The sequence below is a fragment of the Spongiactinospora sp. 9N601 genome, from assembly GCF_044326295.1.
Taxonomy (GTDB): Bacteria; Actinomycetota; Actinomycetes; order Streptosporangiales; family Streptosporangiaceae; genus Spongiactinospora; species Spongiactinospora gelatinilytica.
This window is the reverse complement of the sequence record NZ_JBIRBB010000002.1, coordinates 1-21,425: the sequence shown is the minus strand read 5'-3', so window position 1 is coordinate 21,425 and position 21,425 is coordinate 1. Positions and strand designations below refer to the sequence as shown.

The following is a 21,425-nucleotide window of genomic DNA, read 5'->3' as shown; positions in this document are numbered from 1 at the left end:
GCTCACCTGCGGCGTGATCGCAGGCCCGCTCTTCATCGTCGCCTTCCTCATCGAAGGCGCCACCCGCACCGGCTACGACCCGATGCGACACCCCGTCAGTTCCCTCGCCCTCGGCGACCTCGGCTGGACCCAGACCCTCAACTTCCTCGTCTGCGGCCTGCTGAGCTTGGCTTTCGCCGTCGGAGTGCGCCGCGCGCAAGGCGGCTTCTGGGGACCGCTGCTGATCGGCGTATGGGCGGTCGCCATGGTGCTGGCCGGGGTCTTCACCACCGATCCGATCAGCGGCTACCCCGCGGGCACTCCCGCCCTGCCCACCGAGTACTCAGGCCTCCCCGCCCTGCTGCACGACGCGGTCGCCATTCCCGGCTTCGGGGCGCTGATCATCGCGGGGCTCGTTATCGCGGTCCGCTTCGCCAGGCGGAGAAAGTACGGCTGGGCGGCCTATTCCGCCGGCACCGTGGTCGTATTCGCGACCTCATTGGTGATGTCCCAGCTCGGTTTCAACCAACTCGAACCCTGGGTGGACCATGCGGGACTGTTCCAGCGGATCACCATTGTCACCGGCTTGGCGTGGCTCACCCTCCTGGGCCTGTACCTCCGCCGCGCCGGATTCCCGGCCCCGCACAATCCGGAAAACCCAGAAGACCCGACACCGGCCCGTAAACCCGTCCTCCCAAACAGTCCCGCGGGCGCCCGCTCCGCCCGGCCCGCACATTGAAGACCACCTGGCGTACCGGATTTCAACCGGGTGGGGTGTCAGTGTCAGGCGGGCACCGGTACGGGCGACGGGCGCCACTGCTCGGAGCCGAACACCTCGTAGCGGATCCGCTCGTCAGGCACCCCGCGCCGGTGCAGCCCCACCCGGACCATCTGCATGAACGGCACCGGACCACACAAATAGACGTCCACGTCCTCGTGGAGCGGGATCGCATCGGTATCGACGAGCCCGGTGAACGCGCCCGGTACGTCCAGCACGTCCTGCTCGTACCATGCCAGGCTGCGGAACGAGCGCAACCGGGAGCCGTTGGCGCTCATCTCGGCGCGCAGCGCGTGCCGATCCACGCTCCGATCGGCGTGCACCGCCGTGACGTCGCGCGTGGGCTGAGTACGCGAAACGTGGTCCAGGATGGCGGCCATCGGCGTGATCCCGACGCCGGCGCTGACCAGGAGCAGCGGCGACGCGCCGGTGCGCAGGGTGAGCTCGCCGTACGGGTGGCTCAGCCGCAGCCGGTCGCCGAGGTCCACCTGGTCGTGCAGGAACCCGGAGACCAGGCCATCCGGGGCGCCGCCGTTGCCGCGCACCCGCCGTACCGTGATCCGCAGCATGCCGACGGCCGCCGCCTGCGACAGCGAGTACTGCCGCAACTGGCGGGTACCATCGGGCAGGTCGGCGGCGACGGTGACGTACTGGCCGGGCACGAAATCGGGCGCGGGGCCGCCGTCCTGCGGCGTGAGAATGAACGACATCGTGTCGTCCGCCTCGCTGATCTTGCTGGCCACGACGTACTCCCGCCAGGGCGCGGGACCGTCCACACCCGCCTCGGCGTAAAGGCGCGCCTCGCGGCCGATCAGCCGGGTGGCGAACAGCCAGTACACCTCGTCCCACGCGGCGGCGACGGGCGGGGTGACCGCATCGCCGAGCACGGTACCGACCGCCCTCAACAGGTACTTTCCGACCATCGTGTACTGCTCCGGACGGATCCCCAGCGCGCAGTGCCGCTGCGCGATGCGCTCCACCACCCGGTCGAAGGCCGGTCCGTCCGGCCCGAGGCCGGCCAAGTGCCCGGCGAACGCGGCGACCGCCCCGGCCAGCGCGCTCTTCTGCTCGCCGGTCGCCTGCGCGCTCCGGCTGAAGAGGTTGAGCAGGTCGGGGTTCTCACCGAGCATCGTGTCGTAGAAAACACCCGAAATGTCGCCCAAGTGCTCACCAACGACGGGGAGAGTCTCCTCGATGATCGGCGCACTGCTGGCGGAAAGCATATGTTCCTCCCGGTCTGGGAATGGGTGACGGATCAACGGCGGCCGAGGTTCAGCAGCACCTGCCGAACCGGCGGTGCGGTCAGGTCGCCGACCGTGATCGGATCGAGGCTCACGTAGAACGCCTCCTGCGCCCGGCGCAACGCTCCGCGCAGCAGGCACCCCCCTCGGCTCAACGGGCAGGCCGGGTCGCCGTCACAATCGACCACTTCGGTCCCGCCCTCCAGTTCACGAACGATGCCGCCGACCGACGCCTCACGCGCCACATCGGCGAGCCGCACCCCACCCCGCCGCCCCCGAACGGTCTCCAACAACCCCATGTGCTGCAGCCGCTGCACCACCTTGGCCAGGTGATGCCTGGGCACGACAAGGGATTCGGCCAGCTCATCAATGGTGAGCAGGTCCTCCCTGGTCGCGCCGAGCATGAGGATGCGAAGGCCGATGTCAGTGGCCCGGTTCAGGTGCACACGGCGATGCTACTTAAAGAGGAGTCTGATAGTCCTCTTTATGTGAGTGAGATCACGGGCCCCCACCCCACCACCGGGCCCGGCCGCCCTCTGCCGGCTTGGCGTAACATGCGCATACATGCGGCGCTTATGCGGGATTGCATTGGCAATCGCCGGGATCATGTGCCTTTCAAGCTGCTCCCCTCCGGTAGCAGGCTCTACCGGAGTCAGCGTCGACGCGGCGGGACATCCGATCATCGTCCTGGCCTGGTGCGAAGGAGCGACCCCCGAGGGCGTGCACATCTCCCACCACGAGGACCCCTCGGGCCCATTGGACACGCTGCCCGACTACCCATCCTCGGCCGCAACGGCCGTCGATGACGTGACCTTCATCGCACCATCCCTGGACGGACAGAGCGCATCCGTCCGCCTCGACGCACCAAACGACGGCTGGCACGTAGAGCCGAAACCGTTCGTACTGCGCCCGAAAGTCCTCTACCACGCCTTCGGGTACCAGGGCCGAGGCTCCAACCAAGTCAACACCGACCACGTCAGCTTCACCGCCGAGAGCGTCGCCAAGCTCAAGCCAGGATCGGTCCTGGTCCAGCGGTACAACGACAAATCGTCACCCCCCAATTGGACCGACATCATGATCACCCAGGAAGAGTTCAACCGCCAAGCCCAGGACTCGGCCAACTGCCACTGATCATCACCGTCTACCGCATGTCGAGCCCCTGGTGCCCCACGGCAGAAGAGGCCCCGTAGGGCCTTGAGCTTCGTGGCAGTTGTGTTGTTCGTACTTGCGTAGGCTGAGCCGACGGTTCCAAAGGGCGTCGAGGACGGCGAGCCCGGCCCTCAGCGCTCCCGGCTCCTGTAGGTGGCCCGCAGGTCGATCAGCTTCTCCCTGGCCACCTCGTCCAGGGCCCGGCGCTGATCCGGGTCCTCCTCCCAGGTGGCCTCCGCGCACAAGACCCTAGCCGCCTCGTGCGGCTCGGCGTCACGCACCATGTACCAGACGGTGTCGCCACAACCGTGCCTGTCGTGGTCTCGGCGTAGGACCGTCACGATGCCGGAGACGAGGATCTGCCTAGCCCACGGATTCCTGGCCAGAATCTGCCGATCCACCGTCAGCCCCTCGTCCATGAGTTCGCCGCCGAGCAAGTCGTCCTCCCACCGCCACACACGGCGGCTGACACCCGCTGGTACATACAGGGCGCCACGCCCTTCGAGGGGCACCGAGAACGTCCGCGTCCCGCCGCGGCACAACTCCTTGGCGATGCGCTCGCCGTCGGCGTACTCCCGCAGCCGATCCTCGTCCAGGTCGAGCCCGGACGACGAGCCCCGCCGCGCCTGCTCGGCGTGGAAGCGGTCGATCAGCGGATCCTTGAACCGCCCTGCACGCGCCTGCGGCGGGGTGCAGGAGGCCGGGTTGAGGTCCGCGCCGTCCTCGATGTCAATGCCGGCGGCGCGCAGCAACTCGTGAACAGTGATGCCCCTGCCCTCCGCCTTGCGGCTCAACATACGCAGCCAGCCGTCGAAGGTGTCCAGGTCCGGGTCCGCGCGCAGCGACGCCCAGTCCGCCACTGCCGAGACCGGCACCGGCACCTCCCGCCGCGCCGCAGGTTGCACGAGCTGTTCGGGCTCAAGGTCGATCGAGTAGTACAGAACCCCGCGTGCGATATAGGAGAACGGCGCCGCGTGCTTGATCGGGTCGAAGACATCCCGGATCGGCCAGAACCTCAGCAGCCACGCCTCCTCGCACTCACCCGTGGCATGCCCGTCGCCCGGCTCGGGCTCACGCAGGTACATGTCCACGCCGTACTCGAAGCGCGGCGGCCCGATCAGGAAGTCATGCCCCCTGCTCTCCATCATCGCCACGATCGCGACCACGCCACTCTCCGCGACGAACGTCGTCGAACTGACCGGCGTCCACGAGGCGTCCGCGGCCCCCGGCTCGGCGTCCCAGGACTCCATGCGCACGGCCGCGACGAAGTGGTAGATCTCATCGGTGGGAGAGCCCCACTCCGGCAGGTCGGTGCCGTCCAGCCCGAACGTGTTGTACTCGACGTAGAGCTCATCGTCGAGCCTCCGCAGCAACTGTGCCATGTCAACGCCTTCGCCTTGTTGGTGATCATCTTGGCTTGGCGGAGTATGACCCACCGCACTGACAATCCGAGCCGCACCGCATCCGTCTTGGTCTTGAACGCTCCAGGCCGCGGAAAATGACCGCGCGTCATTTCCGTCCTGACCTCTGCGAACGCCCCGGCATCGCCATCCCCTTCAATCGGCTCAACACGCTCTAGTACTCCAGCCGCACATCGCGATCTTGGCGAATCAATGAGTAGGCACCCGGGCCTGATGTAGGTACGTAGGCACGTCAACGACGGACGGCCACCGCTGTGATCATTCAGGTGTGTTGGAACTGAAGATCATGCGGTGGCCGCGATGGCCAGAGTAGAACACCTTGACCCCGCACGTCTGCAAGCCGGGCTGGACGATGCCTTCGCCCGGGTGGCGGGCCGGTTCAAACGACGTGAGGTACGGCTACGGGCACGCCGCTGCCTGCAAGGACTGCTGTCCGGCCTGGAACGAAGACCAGCCGGTCGCTGGCCGAGTACGCCGGTGAGAGCACACCGGATGGCATGCAACGGCTGTTCACCACCGCCAGATGGGACGTCGAGGGCATGCGCGATGACGTCCGCGACTACGTCATCGACCACCTGGGCCAAACCGACGGCGTCCTCATCGGCGATGACACCGGCTTTGAGAATAAGGGCACATGCTCGGCGGGCGTGCAACGGCAGTACACCGGCACCGCGGGGAAGATCACCAACTGCCAGATCGGCGTCTACCTCGCCTACGCCACCTCCCGCGGCCGGGCCCTGATAGACCGGGAACTCTACCTGCCGCGCGAGTCGTGGATCGCCGATGCGGCCCGCTGCGCGGCGGCCAAGGTACCCCAGGGCATGACGTTCGCGACCAAGCCGCAACTCCTGCAGGCCATGATCGAACGGGCCGGGCCGGCGGTGGCGATCCAGGCCCGGGCGTAGGTGCGTTCCCCTTTGGAGCCGTTCCCGGCCGAGCTGATCGTCCAGGTGCGTTTCTGCTTCAAGTGCCTGGCCACCGCCTGCTCACACGTCAGGCGGGTGCCGCCGCCGAGGGTGAGGGCGAAGGTGGCGCGCACCCGCAGCACGTAGGCCTGGCCGTGCTCTTCCAGGAAGGCGCGTGGCTTCGTGCAGGTGCCGTAGACCTCATCTGCGGCCACGAAGTCCAGGTGCACGCCGTCGGCGTAGGCATCCCGCAGCAGGTCGATGGCCAGTTCGCCTTTGGTGGCGAAGGCCAGGTCCAGGGGCAGGGCGGTGGTGATCGCGGTGACCGGGTCGCTGAGGCCGGAGCAGATGCGCGAGACCTCCGATCGGGAGATGCCGGAGTCCGCGCCCAGGGCTTTGACCAGGTCATCGACGCTTCTGGTGGACACGCCGTGGACGTAGGCCTCCATGATGACGGCGAACAGGGCGCGGTCGATGCGGCGGCGGCGTTCCAGCAGGCTGGGGAAGAAGGAGCCGGAGCGGAGTTTGGGGATGTGCACTTCGACGTCGCCGGCGGTGCTGGTCAGGAGTCGTTCGCGGTGTCCGTTGCGGTGGGTGGTGCGCTCGGGGGTCCGCTGGTAGGGCGCGGCGTGGATGGTGTTGGTGGCTTCGGCTTCGATGAGTTCCGGGAGCATGCGCTGGAGCATGTGGCGGATCATCTCCACGCTGTCGGCTGCGTGTAGTGACTCCAGGAGCTTGGTTAGGTCAGACTGGGATAGAGCCATCGTGGGTGGTCCCTTTGGGAGGATTGAGTCTCTTCCCTTCGACCGTCACACGGTGGCTCACTTTGTGCCAGATCCTGGTCACTGATCGTCGCGAATTTACACCACTCGGCGGGACGCCATCATGCGAGACGCGGGCACCCGTAGACGGCCGTGGATGACCATGGACGGCCGGACACAAAGAGATCGGCCCCTGACCGCGTCTGCGCTGGTCAGGGGCTGGATCGGCTGGTGTGGCAGGTGCAAGGTTCGAACTTGCGTAGGCTGAGCCGACGGTTTTACAGACCGCTCCCTTTGGCCACTCGGGCAACCTGCCTGGTCGGCCGCTGCTCGCGGCGACACGTAGAAGAATAGCGGACTTCGGGGGTGGGCGTGACACCGGTTTGTCCGGGGTGAGGTTCCGTACCCTGATCGTCTGAGGTCGCTAAGGTCGGTACGGACGTAGAGAGGACACCTACATCGATGGCCGATTCGAGTTTCGACATCGTCAGCAAGATCGACCGGCAGGAGGTCGACAACGCGCTGAACCAGACGGTCAAGGAGGTCGGGCATAGGTTCGACTTCAAGGGGACCGGGGCGAGCATCAGTTGGTCCGGGCAGAAGGACATCGAGGTCAAGGCGAACAGCGAGGAGCGGGCGGGTGCCGTCCTTGACGTGTTCAAGGAGAAGCTGATCAAGCGGGGGCTCTCACTCAAAATCCTTGACGCGGGTGAGCCCAAGCTTTCGGGCAAGGAGTACCGGCTCGTGGTCGCGCTCAAGGAGGGCATCGACCAGGACAGCGCCAAGAAGATCTCGAAGATCATCCGGGATGAGGGGCCGCGTGGCGTGAAGGCCCAGATCCAGGGTGAGGAGCTGCGGGTCAGTTCCAAGAAGAAGGACGAGCTTCAGGACGTGATCTCCCTGCTCAAGGGCAAGGATCTCGACATCGCCCTGCAGTTCACCAACTACCGCTGAGCCATCGGGGCTGGTAGATGCGCCGACCTGGGCTTAGCCGGTTTGGGACGGTCTGGAGTGCGAATTCGGGGCACACGGCGCGAGCGCGGGCGAGGAGAGCGCCGGTCTTGCGCGTGTGCCCCGCGTCCTTAAGCGTTCTCACGCTCTCCCTCACTCGGTCTCAGGCCGAGCCCATCCACACGTAGCCGCTAGCCGCTAGCCGCTCGCGAGGCGGGCGGAGGTCGACGAGCAGCGGGGCCTCGAATCGCCGGCCGTCGATCAGGTGCGGCGTGGTCGCGTCGCCGGGTACCGAATCGGTCCAGTCCGCTGACAGACGTACGATCTCGCCGGCCAGCGTGTCCAGGTTTGTGTGGTCCACGGTGAGGTCGTCGGTGGCGAGCCGGGCGGGGATCGGCGGGCCGAGGCGGCGGCGCGGGGGCGATCCAGTGCTCTCGGACGGCTGCGGCGCTGCCTAGCGCGTTCTCGTACAACGTCGGGTGGGCCGTGGGCGGTCGGGGAGTACGGTACCGCCGCACCGTGACGCTTTCGGTCATGGGCGGCTTGGCGCCCGCATCGAGGGCTGCGCCGTTCCCGACATATGGGACGAACACCGCCTGACCCCCGCCGCGCCAACACTTCACCAATTTCGTAATAATCATCGAAAGCCCCATGATGTCGCCACATAGGTCATCTCAGCATGACCTGCCAGGGTGCGAGCACTTCGTCGGCAGATGTAGCTTGTCCGATTGGTGGTCCGACGGGAGGTGTTGGGTGTCGTGGCGCGCGCGACTCGACAGGAACGGCTGAAGTACTGGTTCGACAACACCATGTCCAAGGGCACGGTGGCGTTGATCGGGTGGCTCGCCGCCGTCTCCACGGCCGTCATCGTGCTGGTCAGCGTGCTGACGATCTGGCTCACGCCGCGCGAGGCGGCGGACAACAACGGCCTGGGCGGCATGCTGTGGTCCACGCTCATGCACACCCTCAGCCCCGGCAAGGTCGCGGGCGACGAGGGCACTCCGGCGTACCTGGCCCTGATGCTCACCGCTTCGCTGGGCGGCCTGATCATCTTCAGTACGCTCGTCGGCCTGCTGGCCAACGGCCTCAAGACCAAGATCGAAGACCTGCGTAAGGGCAGGTCGCGGGTGGTCGAGCAGGGTCACACAGTGATCCTCGGCTGGTCGGACCAGGTGTTCACGATCATCAGCGAACTGGTCAAGGCGCACGCGAGCCAGCGCGGCACGGTGATCGCGATCATGGCGGACGAGGACAAGATCTCGATGGAGACCGAGATCCGCGAGCGGGTGGGCGACACCGGGCGGACGCGGGTCGTGTGCCGTACCGGGCGGCCCACCGAGCCGGCCGACCTGGAGATGATGAACCCGGGCGTGGCGCGTTCGGTCGTCGTGCTGTCCCCGCAGGGGGAGGACCCGGACGCGCACGTGATCAAGACGCTGCTGGCGCTGGCCAAGCGTTCGGGGGACCATCCGCCGGTGGTGGCCTCGATCACCTCCTCGGGCAACATGGCCGCCGCACGACTCGCGGGCGGACCGGACGTCCACATCGTGGACTCCGATGACACGGCATCGCGGCTCATCGTGCAGTCGTCCAGGCAGTCCGGGGTCTCGGTGGTCTGCATGGACCTGCTCAACTTCGACAACGGCGAGATCTACCTACGCCGGGAGCCGCAGCTGGCCGGTATGAAGTACGGCGAGGCGCTGCTGGCATACCAAACCGCGACCATCATCGGGCTACGCACGCCGTCCTCCGTCATGCTCAATCCGGACATGGACACGGTCATCGCCGAGGACGACGAGATCGTGCTGATCGCGCAGGACGACTCGCTGATCCGGCTCGCCAAGGAGACGCCGGTCGTGAACGCGGACGCGATCGTACTGTCCGAGTCGCCCGCACCTCGCCCGGAACGTACCCTGCTGCTCAACTGGAATGTCCGCGCCCCGCAGATCGTCAGGCAGATGGACGGCTATGTCGCGCCGGGTTCGGTGCTGGACATCGCCGCCACACACCCCGACGCGGGGAGCGGTCTGCACGGAATGCGCAACCTCAAGGTCAACTTCAAGGAGTGCGACACCACCGACCGGTTCGCGCTGGAGTCGCTGGGCGCGGGGGTCTACGAGCGGGTGGTCGTCCTGTCCGATGACCGGTACAGCACGCAGCACGCCGACACGCGCACGCTGATGACGTTGTTGCAGCTCAGGGACATGCAAACGGTACTCGCCGAGCGCTACTCGATCGTCAGCGAGATGCACGACGAGAACAACCGGACCCTGGCCGAGGTGACCAAGGCCGACGACATCGTGATCAGTGACACGGTGATCGGGCTGCTGCTGGCCCAGCTCGCCGAGAACCAGCACCTGGCGAAGGTCTTCGGCCACCTCTTCGACGCCCGCGGGTCGGAGATCTATCCGCGTCCGGCCGGGGACTATGTGCGCCCCGGGGCGGAGATCGAGTTCGCCACGGTGATCGAGTCGGCCCGCCGCAGGGGCGAGACGGCGATCGGATACCGGCGCGGGGACAAGGTGAACGAGGCGCCGGCCTATGGGGTCATCCTCAATCCGGACAAGTCGCGAAAGATCATCCTTGGTGAGGATGACTACGTCATCGTGCTCGCCGTCCACTAAGGCGCCCTGGGCCGCGGAAAGGCCCTGGGCGGCGCCGGAGGCGGTCAGTCGGGCGCGGGGGCGGTCAGCACGTGGCGGAGGACGAGGAAGTTCGGGGTGTTGGCCGGGTCGGCGAGGGGGATGACGCGGCGTTGGAGTACCAGCGCGACACTGTCCGTGCTGACGGCCACTTTGTCCGTCATCTCCTGCCATGGGATGACGAACGACCCGAACCCGAGCCCCGCCGGAGTCAGGCGAACCGCACCGAATGCCACAGACCGCCCCGACTGCACGATGGCCTCCGTCCGGGCGGCCAGGGCCCGGCCGGCCCGTTCCTCGATGGCCTTCACGAGCCGCTCGGCGTCTTGCACCGTGTGGTCCAGCCGTACCTGAACTCCGTCGCCCCGCCGCACCAGGCACCAGAAGTCGCGGTGGAGCAGCCGGACGAGGCCCTTGGCGTCTGCGTGGGTGAAAGTTCGCATCTCCGCGATTTCATCCCAGCCGAACACCTCTCTCGCGTCACCCGGTCGTACCTGGACGAATGCATCCGGGTGTAGCTCGAAGCGTTCGCCGCGCCAGGAGATCGCACGTACGATCCGGATCACGCCGACGGGCAGGGCCAGCACGGTGAGCGCGGCCGGTAGCGCGAACAGCCTGCTCCCGCCGCGTGAGTCGGCGTCGAGTAGTCCGGCGCCGATCAGCATGATGCTGATGACCAGGCATACCAGCCCGATGCCCAGCGCGGCCAGCCCCACCCGCCACAGCGACGCGGTGTCCCGCCGGTACACCCGCTCCGCCGTACCCTGCGGGACGACCCGTCCGGTCACCGGCGTTTCGCTGGTGAGCTCGACTATGTGCTCGTCGGCGGGGGCAGGGACGGCGCCGGGGATCACGTTGGACCGCACCGGCATGCGGTAGTAGGCGCGGGCCTCCCAGCGTGCCAGGTTCCACAGGGGGATGACCATCATGGTGACGCCGAACAGCGAGAACGCGAGCGAATCGCCGTTCATCGAGATCAGGCTGTAGATCACTATGCCGGCACAGACCATGTTCAGCGTGACCCAGACCCACCACGCGCGCCGGGTGCCCAGTGCGGCGAGGCCGGCCAGGGCGGCGGCTCCGGTGAGTACGAGCCATGCGACGGTGTCGACGTTCTCGCTGCCCTCTTCCGGCTCGGCGATGAGCATCACGATGACGGCGACCAGCGCGGCGAGACCGGCGACCACCCATAGAAAGCTGAGCGCGGTGACGACTGAACGTGGGGCGGACCGAGGGAACACGGCAGCACCTCTCGCTAGGCCGTCATGATCGTAGATGCGTGCGAGCGGCAAGCCAAGGGTTCGTCAGGTTCCGGTCAAATGAACATGTGAAGTCGACACCGCGGCACACCGGTTCCGCGAGCGGGACAGCAACACCACCCATCCCGATATCTGGACATCACGCTCAAGTCATGACAAATGCGGATACGTTTTTCATATGGGCAAAGTCTATGAAGGCCTGAACGACCGCCTACGTTCCTTCATCTCCGCGCAGCCCGTCTACTTCGTCGCGACCGCCCCCGAGTCGGGCGGCCACGTCAACGTGTCCCCCAAGGGGTACGCCGACACCTTCGCCGTCCTCGACGACACCACCGTCGCCTACCTGGACCTCGACGGCAGCGGCGTCGAGACCATCGGCCACATCCGGGACAACGGCCGGATCACCATCATGTTCTGCGCGTTCGCCGGCCCGCCGAAGATCCTCCGGCTGTACGGCACCGGCCGCGTCGTCACCCCGCAGGACGAGGACTTCGATCGCCTGCTCAAGTTGTTCGGCCCGCATCCGGGTGTCCGGACGATCATCGTCGTCACCTGCGACCGCGTCGCCGACTCGTGCGGCTTCGCCGTGCCTTTCATGCACTACGACCAGGACCGCACCCTCCTCGACGACGGCAGAGCGGCCGGCGCCGGTCGGGCCCGCCGCCTCCAGCGGGCGCAGAACCCCCGGATGAGCATCGACGGACTCCCCGCCCTGGCCGGCAACGAAACCGACCCGGTACACCTGCACTCCTAACCGACTCCTGACCGACGCCTGCTCTTGGCCGGCGAGGCATCCGGGCTCCCCGGTCTGCGCTCGAAGCGATACCAGAGAACCCGCCGGGCCGGGTGGTCGGACCTCAGCGGCGGTAGCCGGCCATCCGTTCGAGTCGTGCGATTCGGTCGGCGATCGGGGGGTGGGTGGAGAAGAGGCGGCCGAGGCCGGCGCCCCGGAAGGGGTTGGCGATCATCAGGTGGGACGCGGAGGCGAGCCGGCCGTTCTCAGGCAGGGGCAGCTCCCGGCTGCCCAGCTCGATTTTCCGCAGGGCGCTCGCCAGGGCGAGCGGGTCGCCGGTCAGGCGCGCGCCTGATTCGTCGGCCTGGTACTCCCGCGCACGGGAGATCGCCATCTGGATCATCCCAGCCGCGACCGGGCCGAGGATCATCATCAGCAGCGCCCCCAGGAAGCCGGGACCCTCCTCGTCGTCGGAGCCGCCGAAGAAGACGCCGATGTAGCCCAGGTAGGTGATCATCGTCGCCAGGGCCGCCGCGATGGACGAGACCAAAATGTCGCGGTTGTAGACGTGGGACAGCTCGTGGCCGATGACGCCGCGCAGCTCGCGTTCGTTGAGGAGCTGGGTGATGCCGTAGGTCACGCAGACCGCGGCGTTGCGCGGATTGCGGCCGGTGGCGAACGCGTTGGGCTGCATCGTGGGCGAGACGTAAAGGCGCGGCATGGGCTGGCGCGCCTCGGTCGAGAGCTCACGGACGATCCGGTAGAGGGCCGGCTGCTCGACCTCGCCCACTGGGCGCGCGCGCATGGCGGACAAGGCGATCCGGTCGGAGAAGAAGTAGGAGATCGCGTTGGCCGCCAGCGCGACGACGAGCGCGATCTGGACCCCGGTCCCGCCTCCCAGCCACGCCCCGACCAGCAGGATCAGCGCGGAGAGCGCGCCGAGGAGGACCGCGGTCCGCAGACCGTTGTGGTGCATGTGGCTCCCCCCTTCGCAAGGGCCGGTTCTCCGTGGGCTCGTTTGGTTCAACGCCCGGCGACACACCTATCGTTCCCGGACGTGGTCAGCCCGCAGCGGACAGCGACCCAGGCAGGAGGCCGAGTACGGCCTGCGGGGCGACGGAGAACGCGACGGCGACGGCCACCGCGAGGACGGCGGCCACGGCGACGGGGGTGGTGGCGCGAGTGCGGGTGGCCGGGACCTCCCCGGTGGCGGGCGATGGCGTGAACAGCCGGGCCGTCCAGGCCACGTAGTAGTAAAGGCCGATCACGGTGTTGACCGCCATGACGAGCGCGAGGACGGCTCCGCCACCGCCGACCACCTCACGGAACACGACGATCTTGGCGAACAGGCCCGCCAGCCCCGGCGGCAGCCCGGCGAGGCAGATCAGGCAGAAGCCGAGCGCAACGGCCGCTGGTGCGTCACGGAAGGCCAGCCCCCGGTAGTCGTCGATCTCGTTGCGTTCGTTCCGCCTTGAGACCAGCATCACGACGGCGAACGCGCCCAGGTTCATCGCCGCGTAGAACACCAGGTAGGCGATGGAGGCGTTGGCCGGTTGCACCCCTGGCGCGCCCGCTGTGCCCGCTGTGCCCGGTACGCCGGCCGTTCCGGCCGCCGCGACGCCCAGCGGGGCCAGGATGTATCCGGACTGCGCCACCGACGACCAGGCGAGCAGGCGTACGGCATGCCGCTGCCGCAGCGCCAGCAGGTTGCCCACGGTCATGGTGAGCCCGGCCAGCACGGCCACCATGGGCCCCCACAGGGCGACCTGGGCGTCCAGGGCCAGGACCAGAAGCAGGATGAGCCCGGCGAATCCGGCGGCCTTGGAGATCACTGACAGCAGCGCCGCAACGGGCACGGGCGCGCCCTGGTAGACGTCACCGGCCCAGGAGTGGAACGGCACCGCGGCGATCTTGAACGCGAACCCGGCCACCACCAGGACGACGGCGACCGCCGACACCAGGCGTGGTCCGGTGGCGAGGCTGAGCCGGTCGAGGTAGACGGTGCCGGTCAGGCCGTAGAGGAGCGAGACGCCGAACAGCATGACGGCGGTGGAGACCACCGACACCAGGAACAGTTTCAGCGCGGCCTCGGAGGAGCGGCCGTCGTAACGCCTGAGCGCGGTGAGCGCGAAGACGGGCAGGGAGACGATCTCCAGGGCGACGACCAGCGTGATCAGGTCGCGGGAGGCGGGCAGGAGTACGGCTCCGGTGATGCTGCAGAGCAGCAGGAAGTACCACTCGCCGACGGGTATCCGGCCGTCGGCCAGCTCGGTCATCGACAGCAGCGTGACGACTATGGCGGAGACGAGGACCAGCCCGGCGATGGTCAGCGCGAAAGGATCGACGACGAATGAGCAAGGGGCTGGGCCGCCCTGAGGGGTCAGCCCGGCGGGCACGCAGAATGTCCGGAGGGTCGTACCGCTCAACGCCTGTGCCAGCACGATCGCAAGCGCGCCGAGCAGCCCGGCCAGGGTGACCAGGCCGAGGGTCAGCCCGCTCCGGGAGAACGGCGAAGCGCCCTCCGCACGTTTCACGCCATTGCCCGGCGATCCGTGGTCAGTGCCAGGGCTGATACCGACGCGGTCCGCTGCGACGCGCTCCCGCACGGGCCGGACCGTGTGTGCGGTGGCCGTGGAAGCCGCCTCAGGGCGCGGGCGCGGCAGGAAGGCGTCGAGCAGCAGAACCAGCCCGGCCGTGAGCGCGAGCAGCAGCGGGGCGGCGATGGCGGCATAGTCGATCGACTGGATCACAGCGCCCCCAGCATGATGTACGGGACGGGCGAGGTCACGCCGGGCATGGCGGCCTGCCTGCGGCGCAGACCATGGATCTGCTCGCTCACGGCCCCTCCAACTTGGTGTGCGGGACCATACGTCAGCGGTGCCGGGTGGTGGAGGGCGCGGGGCGGCTTGCTCATGGCGTTCCCAGGATGGCCTGTACGGCGGGGGTGGTGAGCAGGAGGAGCGCCTTTGGCCACAGGCCGAGTAGCACGATCAAAACGATCAGTGGGACCCATGCGGCCAACTCGAAGCCGCGCACATCCGGCATCGGACCTCCTGCCTCGGTGAAACTCCCTCCATCCGCAGAACCGGCTCCGCTTCCCTCGGCCGCGTCCTGCCCAGGTGCCTCCGAACCGGATGGGGGATCTGCCGGCGATGTGCGGGCGGCCGTGCCGGATAGCGATATCGGCGCGGCATCTGGTGGGTCCTTGGGGTCAACGGGCGAGGTTGTGTGTATGCCCACATCCGGCGAAGGACTTGAGGAAGTCGGCCCCGATGCCGAGCCCGGGGTGGGTGACGAGGCGCCGGCAAAAGCGGGGGAACTGCCCTCGGGCGCGACGGGATCGGGCGAGGGGGCCGGCACAGGCATGGTGGCAGTCGCGGCGAGGCCGGGCGCGGATGCGGGAAGAAGTCCTGAAGAGGGTGATGCGGCCACGGTGCGCCCATCGGGCACAGCGGCCCCGGCCGAAGGTGCCGATGTGGGCGCTGAGGCGATGGGAGAGGCACCGGATGGGGCGGGATCGGGGCGTGGGGTGAGCGGGGGTAGGGGGCCGTGGGTAGTGCGGGAGAGCATGATCAGGAAGTACGCGGCGGTGAGGACGGCTCCGAGGCCGCCCAGGGCCATGAAGACCAGGTAGAGCGGGCGGGGCAGGCCCGGGCCGGGGCTGAAGGCACCGAGGAGGGCGAGCATTTCGCCCCAGAAACCGGCGAGGCCCGGGATGCCGAGGGAGGCGATGCAGGCGAAGGTGAGCAGCGCCCCCAGGCGAGGGATTCGGGTGAGCATGCCGCCGCCCATGGACGGCATGTCGGCCGTGCCGTACCGGTCCTTGATCGCGCCCGCGAGGAAGAACAGCAGGCCGGTGATCAGGCCGTGGGCGATGTTGCCGAACAGGGCCGCGTTGATGCCCACCGGCGTGAGGGTGGCGAAGCCGAGCAGCACGAAACCCATGTGGCCGACGGAGGAGTAGGCGATCATGCGTTTCAGGTCGCGCTGGGCCAGGCAGGCCAGGGCGCCGTAGATGATGCCGACCACCGCGAACGCGCCCAGCCAGGGCGCGACGGCCGCCGCGCCCTCGGGCAGGATCGGGATCGCGATGCGGGCGAAACCGTACGTGCCCATCTTCAGCAGGACGCCTGCCAGCAGGACCGAGCCGACCGTGGGGGCCTCGGTGTGCGCGTCCGGGAGCCAGGTGTGCAGGGGCCACATCGGGGTCTTCACCGCGAGCCCGAGGCCGATCGCGACGAACGCGAGCACCTGGGCCGCCCGCGTCATGCCGGCACCGGGCGTGCGGGCCAGCGCGACCATGTCCAGGGTGCCGGCCTGCGCCCAGATCAGCAGCAGGCCGAGCAGCAGGATCACCGAGCCGAGCAGCGTGTACAGGATGAACTTGACCGCCGCGGCGCGGCGGCCCGGGCCGCCCCAGATGGCGATCACGAAGTACATCGGGATCAGCACGACCTCGAAGAACACGAAGAACAACAGCAGGTCGAGCGCCAGGAACGTGCCGAGCATGCCGACTTCGAGCAGCAGCAGGGCGAAGACCAGGGCGCGCGGGCGCTGGCTCCCGGCGCCGGCCAGGTAGACGAAGCAGAGCAGGGTGAGCAGCGACGTCAGGACGACGAGCGGCAGCGAGATGCCGTCGACGCCCAGGTGGAAGTGGATGGCGAGCCCGGGAATCCAGGGCAGGTCGGTGACGAACTGCATGCGGGCGGCGTCGCCGTGGTCGAAGGTGGCGGCCAGCAGCACGGTCAGCGCGAACGTGACCGCCGAGACGGCCAGCGAGTGCCACCGCAGCGCTCGTGCGGTACCCGGGCCGTCACGCCCCGCGAGCACGGCCAGCGCTCCGAGCAGTGGAACCCCGAGGATGGCGATGGGCAGCCAGTTCATCCCAGCATCACCGCCCCCACCGCGATGAGCAGGACGCCCGCCAGCACACCGCTCAAGTAGAGCTGGGCATTGCCATTTTGGGCGAACCTCAGCAGACCGGACATCCCAACCGCTGCCCTGCCCGAGCCGCGTACCGCGCCGTCGACCATGTGCGTGTCGGTCGCGACGACCGCCCGGGAAAGCCGCAGCACCGGCCAGACGAACAGCGCCCGGTACAAGCGGTCGATCCCGAAGGCGCGCTCGCAGGCCACCCGGAACGGCCCGAGCAGCCGCGCCGGATCGGCCACCGGATCGGCGCGCCACACGACATATGTGACGGCCGCGCCGAGCAGCGCCGGCGCGACGGTGATCGCGGCCGCCGCCCAGTGGACCTCGCCGAGGCCGGCCAGCCCGAGCAGCAGCGCCGGGACCGCGAGCACGATGATCGGCAGGCGCATCGACCGCGGCGCCTCCTGGCCGGTGAAGACGTGCGCCGTGCCGGGCGCGGGCTCGGGCAGAGCGACGACGCGCGCTTCGCCGAAGAAGGTGCGCAGCCACGCCCGGGTCGCGTACGCGCCGGTCACGGCCACCGTCGCGAGTGTGCAGGCGTGGAGCAGCCAGCCGGCCGCGCCGGTCAGCAGGCCGTCCGCGCCGGCCCGCTCGACCGCGACGACCACGGCGTCCTTGCTGAAGAAGCCGCTCGTCGGGGGCAGGCCCATCAGCGCGGCAAAGCCGATCGTCATGGTCACGAAGGTGACCGGCATCGAACGGTGGAGGCCGCCCATGTCGCGCATGAGGTTGGAGCCCACGGCGTGGATCACCGCGCCCGCACACAGGAACAACAGCGCCTTGAACGCCCCGTGCGTCAGCAGATGGAAGATCGCCACGGTCTCGTCACGGGCGGCCAGGGCCGCGGCCATGTACGCGAGCTGGCTGATGGTGGAGTAGGCGAGGACCCGCTTGAGGTCGTCTTGGGCGAGCGCGGCCAGCGCAGCCGCGAGCATGCCGAGCGCGGCGAGTACGGCCAGTACGTCGAGCGTCGGCCCGGCGGCCTCGAAGACCGGGAACAGCCTGGCCACCAGGAAGATGCCGGCCGCCACCATCGTGGCGGCGTGGATCAGCGCGCTGATCGGGGTCGGGCCCGCCATGGCGTCGGGCAGCCAGGTGTGCAGCGGAACCTGGGCGCTCTTGCCCGCGACACCGGCCAGTAGCAGCATCGTCCCGGTGACGAGGGTGGCCGGGGACATCTGGGGCACCGCGGCGATCACATCGGAGATCCGGAAGCTGCCCGCGCCGACTCCGAGGGTGAACAGGCCGAACAGGAACCCCACATCACCGAGCCGAGTGACCAGGAACGCCTTGACCGCCGCGCGGGAATTGGCGCGGTCTTCCCACCAGTGCCCGATGAGCAGGTAGGAGCACAGGCCCATGACCTCCCATCCGACGTAGAGGAGCAGCAGGTCTCCCGCGTAGATCACCAGCAGCATGGCGCTGGTGAACAGGCTGATGAAGGCGCTGTAGGAGGGGTAGCGGGGGTCGCCGTCGAGGTAGCCGACGGAGTAGACCTGGACGGCGAGGGCCACGACGGTCACCAGCAGGCCGACCACGACCGACAGGGCGGTCACCTCCAGGCCGACCGTGATGGGCAGCGAGCCGGTGTCGATGACCGTCAGGGTGCCTGCCTGCGAGCGGCCGTCGTACGACGTGGCGCGCCACGCGGACCACCAGGCGTAGGCGATCCAGATCGCCAGTGCCATGGACAGGGCGGTGGGCGCGATGGCGATGATGGCGGCTCGGCGTGCGGCGGCCCGGGCCGGGTCGGCATCGGTGGCCTGCCCTCGGCTACGTCGGCCGGTCGGCCGAAGAGCCACGGCCACGCTGGGTGTGGAGCCCGACTGCCCAGCTACGGCCATGCCCGGTGTTGTGCCCGAACGGCGAGCTTCGGTCGCGCCCGTCAGGCGACGTAGGCGTGGCAGGCGCGAGAGAAGCAGGGCGGCGATCGATGCCAGGAACGGCAGCAGTGTCGCCGCAACGGCGGACATCACGATCACGGCTCCGCCTCCTCACCGGCCCTGCCTTCGGCCTGGTCTCCTGTGTCCTCGCCCGCGCCCTGGCCGGCGCCCCCTACCTCGCCGGACCGCTGGGCCTTGCCCGCGCCCTCGGGCGTGCCGATGGCCTCGACCTGGCCGACATCCCCGGCACTGTCGCCGCCTCGAACCTTGCCAAGCGCCTCGGTCCGGGCCACGTTCCCCGCCGTCCCAGGGGCTGGAGTGCCCGGGGGTAGAGGGGGATGCGGCGCCGTTGTGGGTGCGGGGGCGGGAGCCGGTGATGTGGTGCCTGAGGCGGGGGTGCCCGAAGGCGGGGTGAGATGCGGCGCCGTTGTGGGCGCCGAGGCCAATGATGCGCTCTTGGGGGCAGGAATACCCGAAGCAGGAGAGGGGTGCGCTGCTGTTGTGGGTGTGGGGGCGGGAGTCGGTGATGTAGTGCCTGAGGCGGGGCTGCCCGAAGGCGGGATGGGATGCGGCGCCGTTGTGGGCGCCGAGACCAATGGTGCGCTCTTGGGGGCAGGAATACCCGAAGCAGGAGAGGGATGCGGTGCCGTTGCGGGGGCGGGAGCCGGTGCTGTGGTGGCGGAGGTCGGACTGCCTGAGGGGGAGGTGGAATGCGGTGCGGCTGTGGCGGGGGCAAGTGATGTGGTTCGGGGGGTGGGGGTGGTTCCGTTGGGGGGTGGTGGGGGCTCTATGTCTGGGTCGGTCAGGTCGCGGAGGGTGTCGAGCTCGACCGTGCGGCGGTTGCGGTAGAGGGCCAGGACGATGGCGAGGCCGACGCCGAGCTCGGCGGCGGCGATCACGATGACGAACAATGTGAGCACCTGCCCGCCGTGCAGGCGGTCTTTGAGCCATACGTCGAAGGCGACCAGGTTGAGGTTGACCGCGTTGAGCATGAGCTCGACCGACATCAGGACCAGCACGGTGTTGCGGCGGGCGAGCACGCCGTAGACACCTACGGAGAACAACAGGGCGGACACCACGGCCGGGTAGACGATATGCATCAGCGCCCCCTGATATCGGTGCGTGAAAGCACGATCGCGCCGATCAGGGCGGCCAGCAGGAGCACGGAGAGCGCTTCGAAGGGCAGCACCCAGTTGCGGAACAGGCTGCTGCCGACCTCGGAGGCCGCTCCCCTGCCGGGTGTCAGGTCGGCGTAGGCGGTGCGGAACCCGTCGATCACGACGGTCACCAGCACGGCGGCGGTGGCGAGGGCGACGATGGCGGCGACCACGCGGTTGCCGCTGTCGAGGTCGGCGGATCGGCCGATCGGCGCCCGGGTGAGCATGATGCCGAACAGCAGGAGCGCCACGACCGCTCCCACATAGATGAGCACCTGAACCCACGCGACGAACTCGGCGGTGAGCACCAGATAGCAGCCGGCCAGAGCGCCGAAGCAGAGGACGAGCCAGAGGGCGGCGTGGACGAGCTGCCTCGTCGTCACGACGAGCAGTGCCGACCCCACGGTCACCGCGCCCAGGAGCAAGAAGACGACCTCTTGCCCGGTCGGCGACAGGTAGGACGGCACTGCCCCGGTCATCACTCCTCCTTGGGATCCGGTGGCCGATCCGGCCCCTGCGAAGGAGTTTGCCGCTCGTCCCGGCCGCTCGTGTCACCCGAATCGGATTCTGTGGATGACCGCGAAGCGGCGGTTCCGCCTGTGGATATCTCGCCGCCTTCTGGCGGGCGGGCGGGGGGCTCGGCGGTTAACGGCTCATCGCCGCTCATGGGTGGTGGATCCCCGGTGGGGGGTGGTGATGCGGGTGGCGGCGGTGGTTCGGGGGCGGGGCGCTTGGGCAACGCTCCGGGCGGGCGGATGGCGCGTACGGCGGCGTGGCCGGTCGAGCTGGTCCTGTGCTGCCTCGGTCGCGCCGCTCCGGAGGCCCTTGGCGGGGTGCCTTCGCCTGTGGGCGATGGCGCATCGCCCGGCGGCGGTGTGGGGGCGGCTGAGGAGGGATGGCCTGGCTCGGCCTGCGGGAGTTCAGGGGTCGACTGAGGGCCGCCCGAGGTGGGTTGGGTGGCTGCCGAGGGGGACTCCACAGCCGAGGCAAGCGACGAACGAGGGCCTGCTTCGGGGGAGGCCGCAGCTTCGCCGACCGGCTGAGGGGCCTCGGAAAGGGAATCCGGGGTGGGCCGGGTGGTGGCCGAGGAAGGAGTGCCCTCTTGAGGGGAAGTCCCCGGCTTGGGATATGCGGCTTCGGGGGCCGAGTGCGGGTCGCCGGGCGCCCGCTCAGCAGCGGGCGGGGGCGGGTTCACACCCAAGGCGGCCGAGGCGCGGCCCGGGGCGAGGTGCGCGGCTTCAGGCGGCGGTCCAGGGGTGGACGAGGGAGAAGTGCCCGCTTTAGCGGAGATCCCGGGCTCGGGACGCCCGCCTTCAGGGGCCGACCGGGGGGCGCCGGGCGCCCGCTCAGCGGCGGGCGGGGGCGGGTTCACACCCAAGGCGGCCGAGGCGCGGCCCGGGGCGATGTGCGCGGCTTCAGGCGGCGGTCCAGGGGTGGACGAGGGAGAAGTGCCCGCTTTAGCGGAGATCTCGGGCTCGGGGTGCCCGGCTTTAGGGGCCGACCGGGGGGCGCCGGGAGCGGTCTGGGCGGGCGAGCGGGGGCGCGCGGTGGATGAGGAAGGAGTGCTGGGCGCTGGGGAGGTCCCGGGGGCGGGGCGGGCGGATTCAGGTGTCGGTCTGAGGGTGGGTGAGGGG

17 protein-coding genes, 1 tRNA gene and 2 pseudogenes are annotated in these 21,425 nt (G+C 69.0%); 6 read left to right on the top strand and 14 right to left on the bottom strand.

All coding sequences use genetic code 11. The features are described from left to right. Positions 1-13: 13 nt before the first annotated feature. Entirely contained in the window at positions 14-718 is a 705-nt protein-coding gene (locus tag ACH34R_RS03430; RefSeq protein WP_397559819.1) for a DUF998 domain-containing protein, read from the top strand. 44 nt (positions 719-762) lie between these two features. On the opposite strand, the gene ACH34R_RS03425 is transcribed toward ACH34R_RS03430, so the two are convergent. Together ACH34R_RS03425 and ACH34R_RS03420 are read right to left on the bottom strand one after the other, a co-directional pair. Further along, positions 763-1,980: a globin domain-containing protein gene (locus tag ACH34R_RS03425; RefSeq protein WP_397559818.1), complete on the bottom strand. Its 1,218-nt coding sequence runs from the start codon at positions 1,978-1,980 to the stop codon at positions 763-765. Between the two features lie 32 nt (positions 1,981-2,012). Further along, positions 2,013-2,444, bottom strand: coding sequence for an RrF2 family transcriptional regulator (locus ACH34R_RS03420; protein WP_397559817.1), 432 nt, complete (start codon positions 2,442-2,444; stop codon positions 2,013-2,015). Positions 2,445-2,718: 274 nt separating this feature from the next. Between ACH34R_RS03420 and ACH34R_RS03415 the strand changes: the two genes are divergently transcribed. Then, positions 2,719-3,129, top strand: a complete 411-nt coding sequence (locus tag ACH34R_RS03415; RefSeq protein WP_397559816.1) for a hypothetical protein — start codon at positions 2,719-2,721, stop codon at positions 3,127-3,129. Between the two features lie 149 nt (positions 3,130-3,278). On the opposite strand, the gene ACH34R_RS03410 is transcribed toward ACH34R_RS03415, so the two are convergent. Beyond that, on the bottom strand, positions 3,279-4,529 hold the full coding sequence (locus tag ACH34R_RS03410; protein WP_397559815.1) for a hypothetical protein: 1,251 nt from the start codon (positions 4,527-4,529) through the stop codon (positions 3,279-3,281). A 339-nt stretch (positions 4,530-4,868) separates the two neighbouring features. Between ACH34R_RS03410 and ACH34R_RS03405 the strand changes: the two are divergent. Continuing rightward, positions 4,869-5,440: pseudogene (locus tag ACH34R_RS03405) on the top strand (IS701 family transposase); the annotation flags it as partial. Here the strand turns inward: ACH34R_RS03405 and ACH34R_RS03400 are convergent. Beyond that, positions 5,323-6,237, bottom strand: coding sequence for a transposase (locus ACH34R_RS03400; protein WP_397559814.1), 915 nt, complete (start codon positions 6,235-6,237; stop codon positions 5,323-5,325). The pseudogene ACH34R_RS03405 and the gene ACH34R_RS03400 sit on opposite strands and share 118 nt — an antisense overlap. A gap of 231 nt (positions 6,238-6,468) precedes the next feature. Next, a tRNA-Tyr gene (locus tag ACH34R_RS03395) sits at positions 6,469-6,550 on the bottom strand. 146 nt (positions 6,551-6,696) lie between these two features. On the opposite strand from ACH34R_RS03395, the gene ACH34R_RS03390 reads away from it, so the two are divergent. Next, entirely contained in the window at positions 6,697-7,188 is a 492-nt protein-coding gene (locus ACH34R_RS03390) for a YajQ family cyclic di-GMP-binding protein (protein ID WP_397559813.1), read from the top strand. Between the two features lie 160 nt (positions 7,189-7,348). Here ACH34R_RS03390 and ACH34R_RS03385 read toward each other — a convergent pair whose 3' ends face one another. Continuing rightward, positions 7,349-7,546 carry a hypothetical protein gene (locus ACH34R_RS03385; RefSeq protein ID WP_397559812.1) on the bottom strand — a complete coding sequence of 66 codons (198 nt, stop codon included), beginning with the start codon at positions 7,544-7,546 and terminating at the stop codon, positions 7,349-7,351. A gap of 397 nt (positions 7,547-7,943) precedes the next feature. Here ACH34R_RS03385 and ACH34R_RS03380 point away from each other — a divergent pair, with 397 nt between their 5' ends. Beyond that, entirely contained in the window at positions 7,944-9,809 is a 1,866-nt protein-coding gene (locus ACH34R_RS03380; RefSeq protein WP_397559811.1) for a potassium transporter TrkA, read from the top strand. Between the two features lie 44 nt (positions 9,810-9,853). On the opposite strand, the gene ACH34R_RS03375 is transcribed toward ACH34R_RS03380, so the two are convergent. Further along, positions 9,854-11,068, bottom strand: a complete 1,215-nt coding sequence (locus ACH34R_RS03375) for a DUF6585 family protein (RefSeq protein ID WP_397559810.1) — start codon at positions 11,066-11,068, stop codon at positions 9,854-9,856. A gap of 196 nt (positions 11,069-11,264) precedes the next feature. On the opposite strand from ACH34R_RS03375, the gene ACH34R_RS03370 reads away from it, so the two are divergent. Next, positions 11,265-11,840, top strand: a complete 576-nt coding sequence (locus ACH34R_RS03370) for a pyridoxamine 5'-phosphate oxidase family protein (protein ID WP_397559809.1) — start codon at positions 11,265-11,267, stop codon at positions 11,838-11,840. A gap of 103 nt (positions 11,841-11,943) precedes the next feature. Here the strand turns inward: ACH34R_RS03370 and htpX are convergent, their stop codons facing one another. The 7 genes and pseudogenes from htpX to ACH34R_RS03335 form a co-directional block, all read right to left on the bottom strand. Next, on the bottom strand, positions 11,944-12,795 hold the full coding sequence (htpX, locus tag ACH34R_RS03365) for a zinc metalloprotease HtpX (RefSeq protein ID WP_397559808.1): 852 nt from the start codon (positions 12,793-12,795) through the stop codon (positions 11,944-11,946). An 85-nt stretch (positions 12,796-12,880) separates the two neighbouring features. Further along, entirely contained in the window at positions 12,881-14,569 is a 1,689-nt protein-coding gene (locus ACH34R_RS03360; protein WP_397559807.1) for an NADH-quinone oxidoreductase subunit N, read from the bottom strand. Between the two features lie 160 nt (positions 14,570-14,729). Continuing rightward, positions 14,730-16,703 carry an NADH-quinone oxidoreductase subunit M gene (locus ACH34R_RS03355; protein WP_397559806.1) on the bottom strand — a complete coding sequence of 658 codons (1,974 nt, stop codon included), beginning with the start codon at positions 16,701-16,703 and terminating at the stop codon, positions 14,730-14,732. Beyond that, positions 16,700-18,553 (bottom strand): NADH-quinone oxidoreductase subunit L, encoded by a 1,854-nt coding sequence (locus ACH34R_RS03350; RefSeq protein WP_397559805.1) that lies wholly within the window; start codon positions 18,551-18,553, stop codon positions 16,700-16,702. The genes ACH34R_RS03355 and ACH34R_RS03350 overlap by 4 nt, the downstream gene beginning before the upstream one ends. Positions 18,554-18,729: 176 nt before the next feature. Then, entirely contained in the window at positions 18,730-18,927 is a 198-nt protein-coding gene (locus ACH34R_RS03345) for a hypothetical protein (RefSeq protein WP_397560476.1), read from the bottom strand. Between the two features lie 525 nt (positions 18,928-19,452). Next, a pseudogene (nuoK, locus tag ACH34R_RS03340) lies at positions 19,453-19,734 on the bottom strand (NADH-quinone oxidoreductase subunit NuoK); the annotation flags it as partial. Further along, positions 19,734-20,270 carry an NADH-quinone oxidoreductase subunit J gene (locus ACH34R_RS03335; protein ID WP_397559804.1) on the bottom strand — a complete coding sequence of 179 codons (537 nt, stop codon included), beginning with the start codon at positions 20,268-20,270 and terminating at the stop codon, positions 19,734-19,736. The gene ACH34R_RS03335 and the pseudogene nuoK, both read right to left, overlap by 1 nt. Positions 20,271-21,425 lie beyond the last annotated feature (1,155 nt).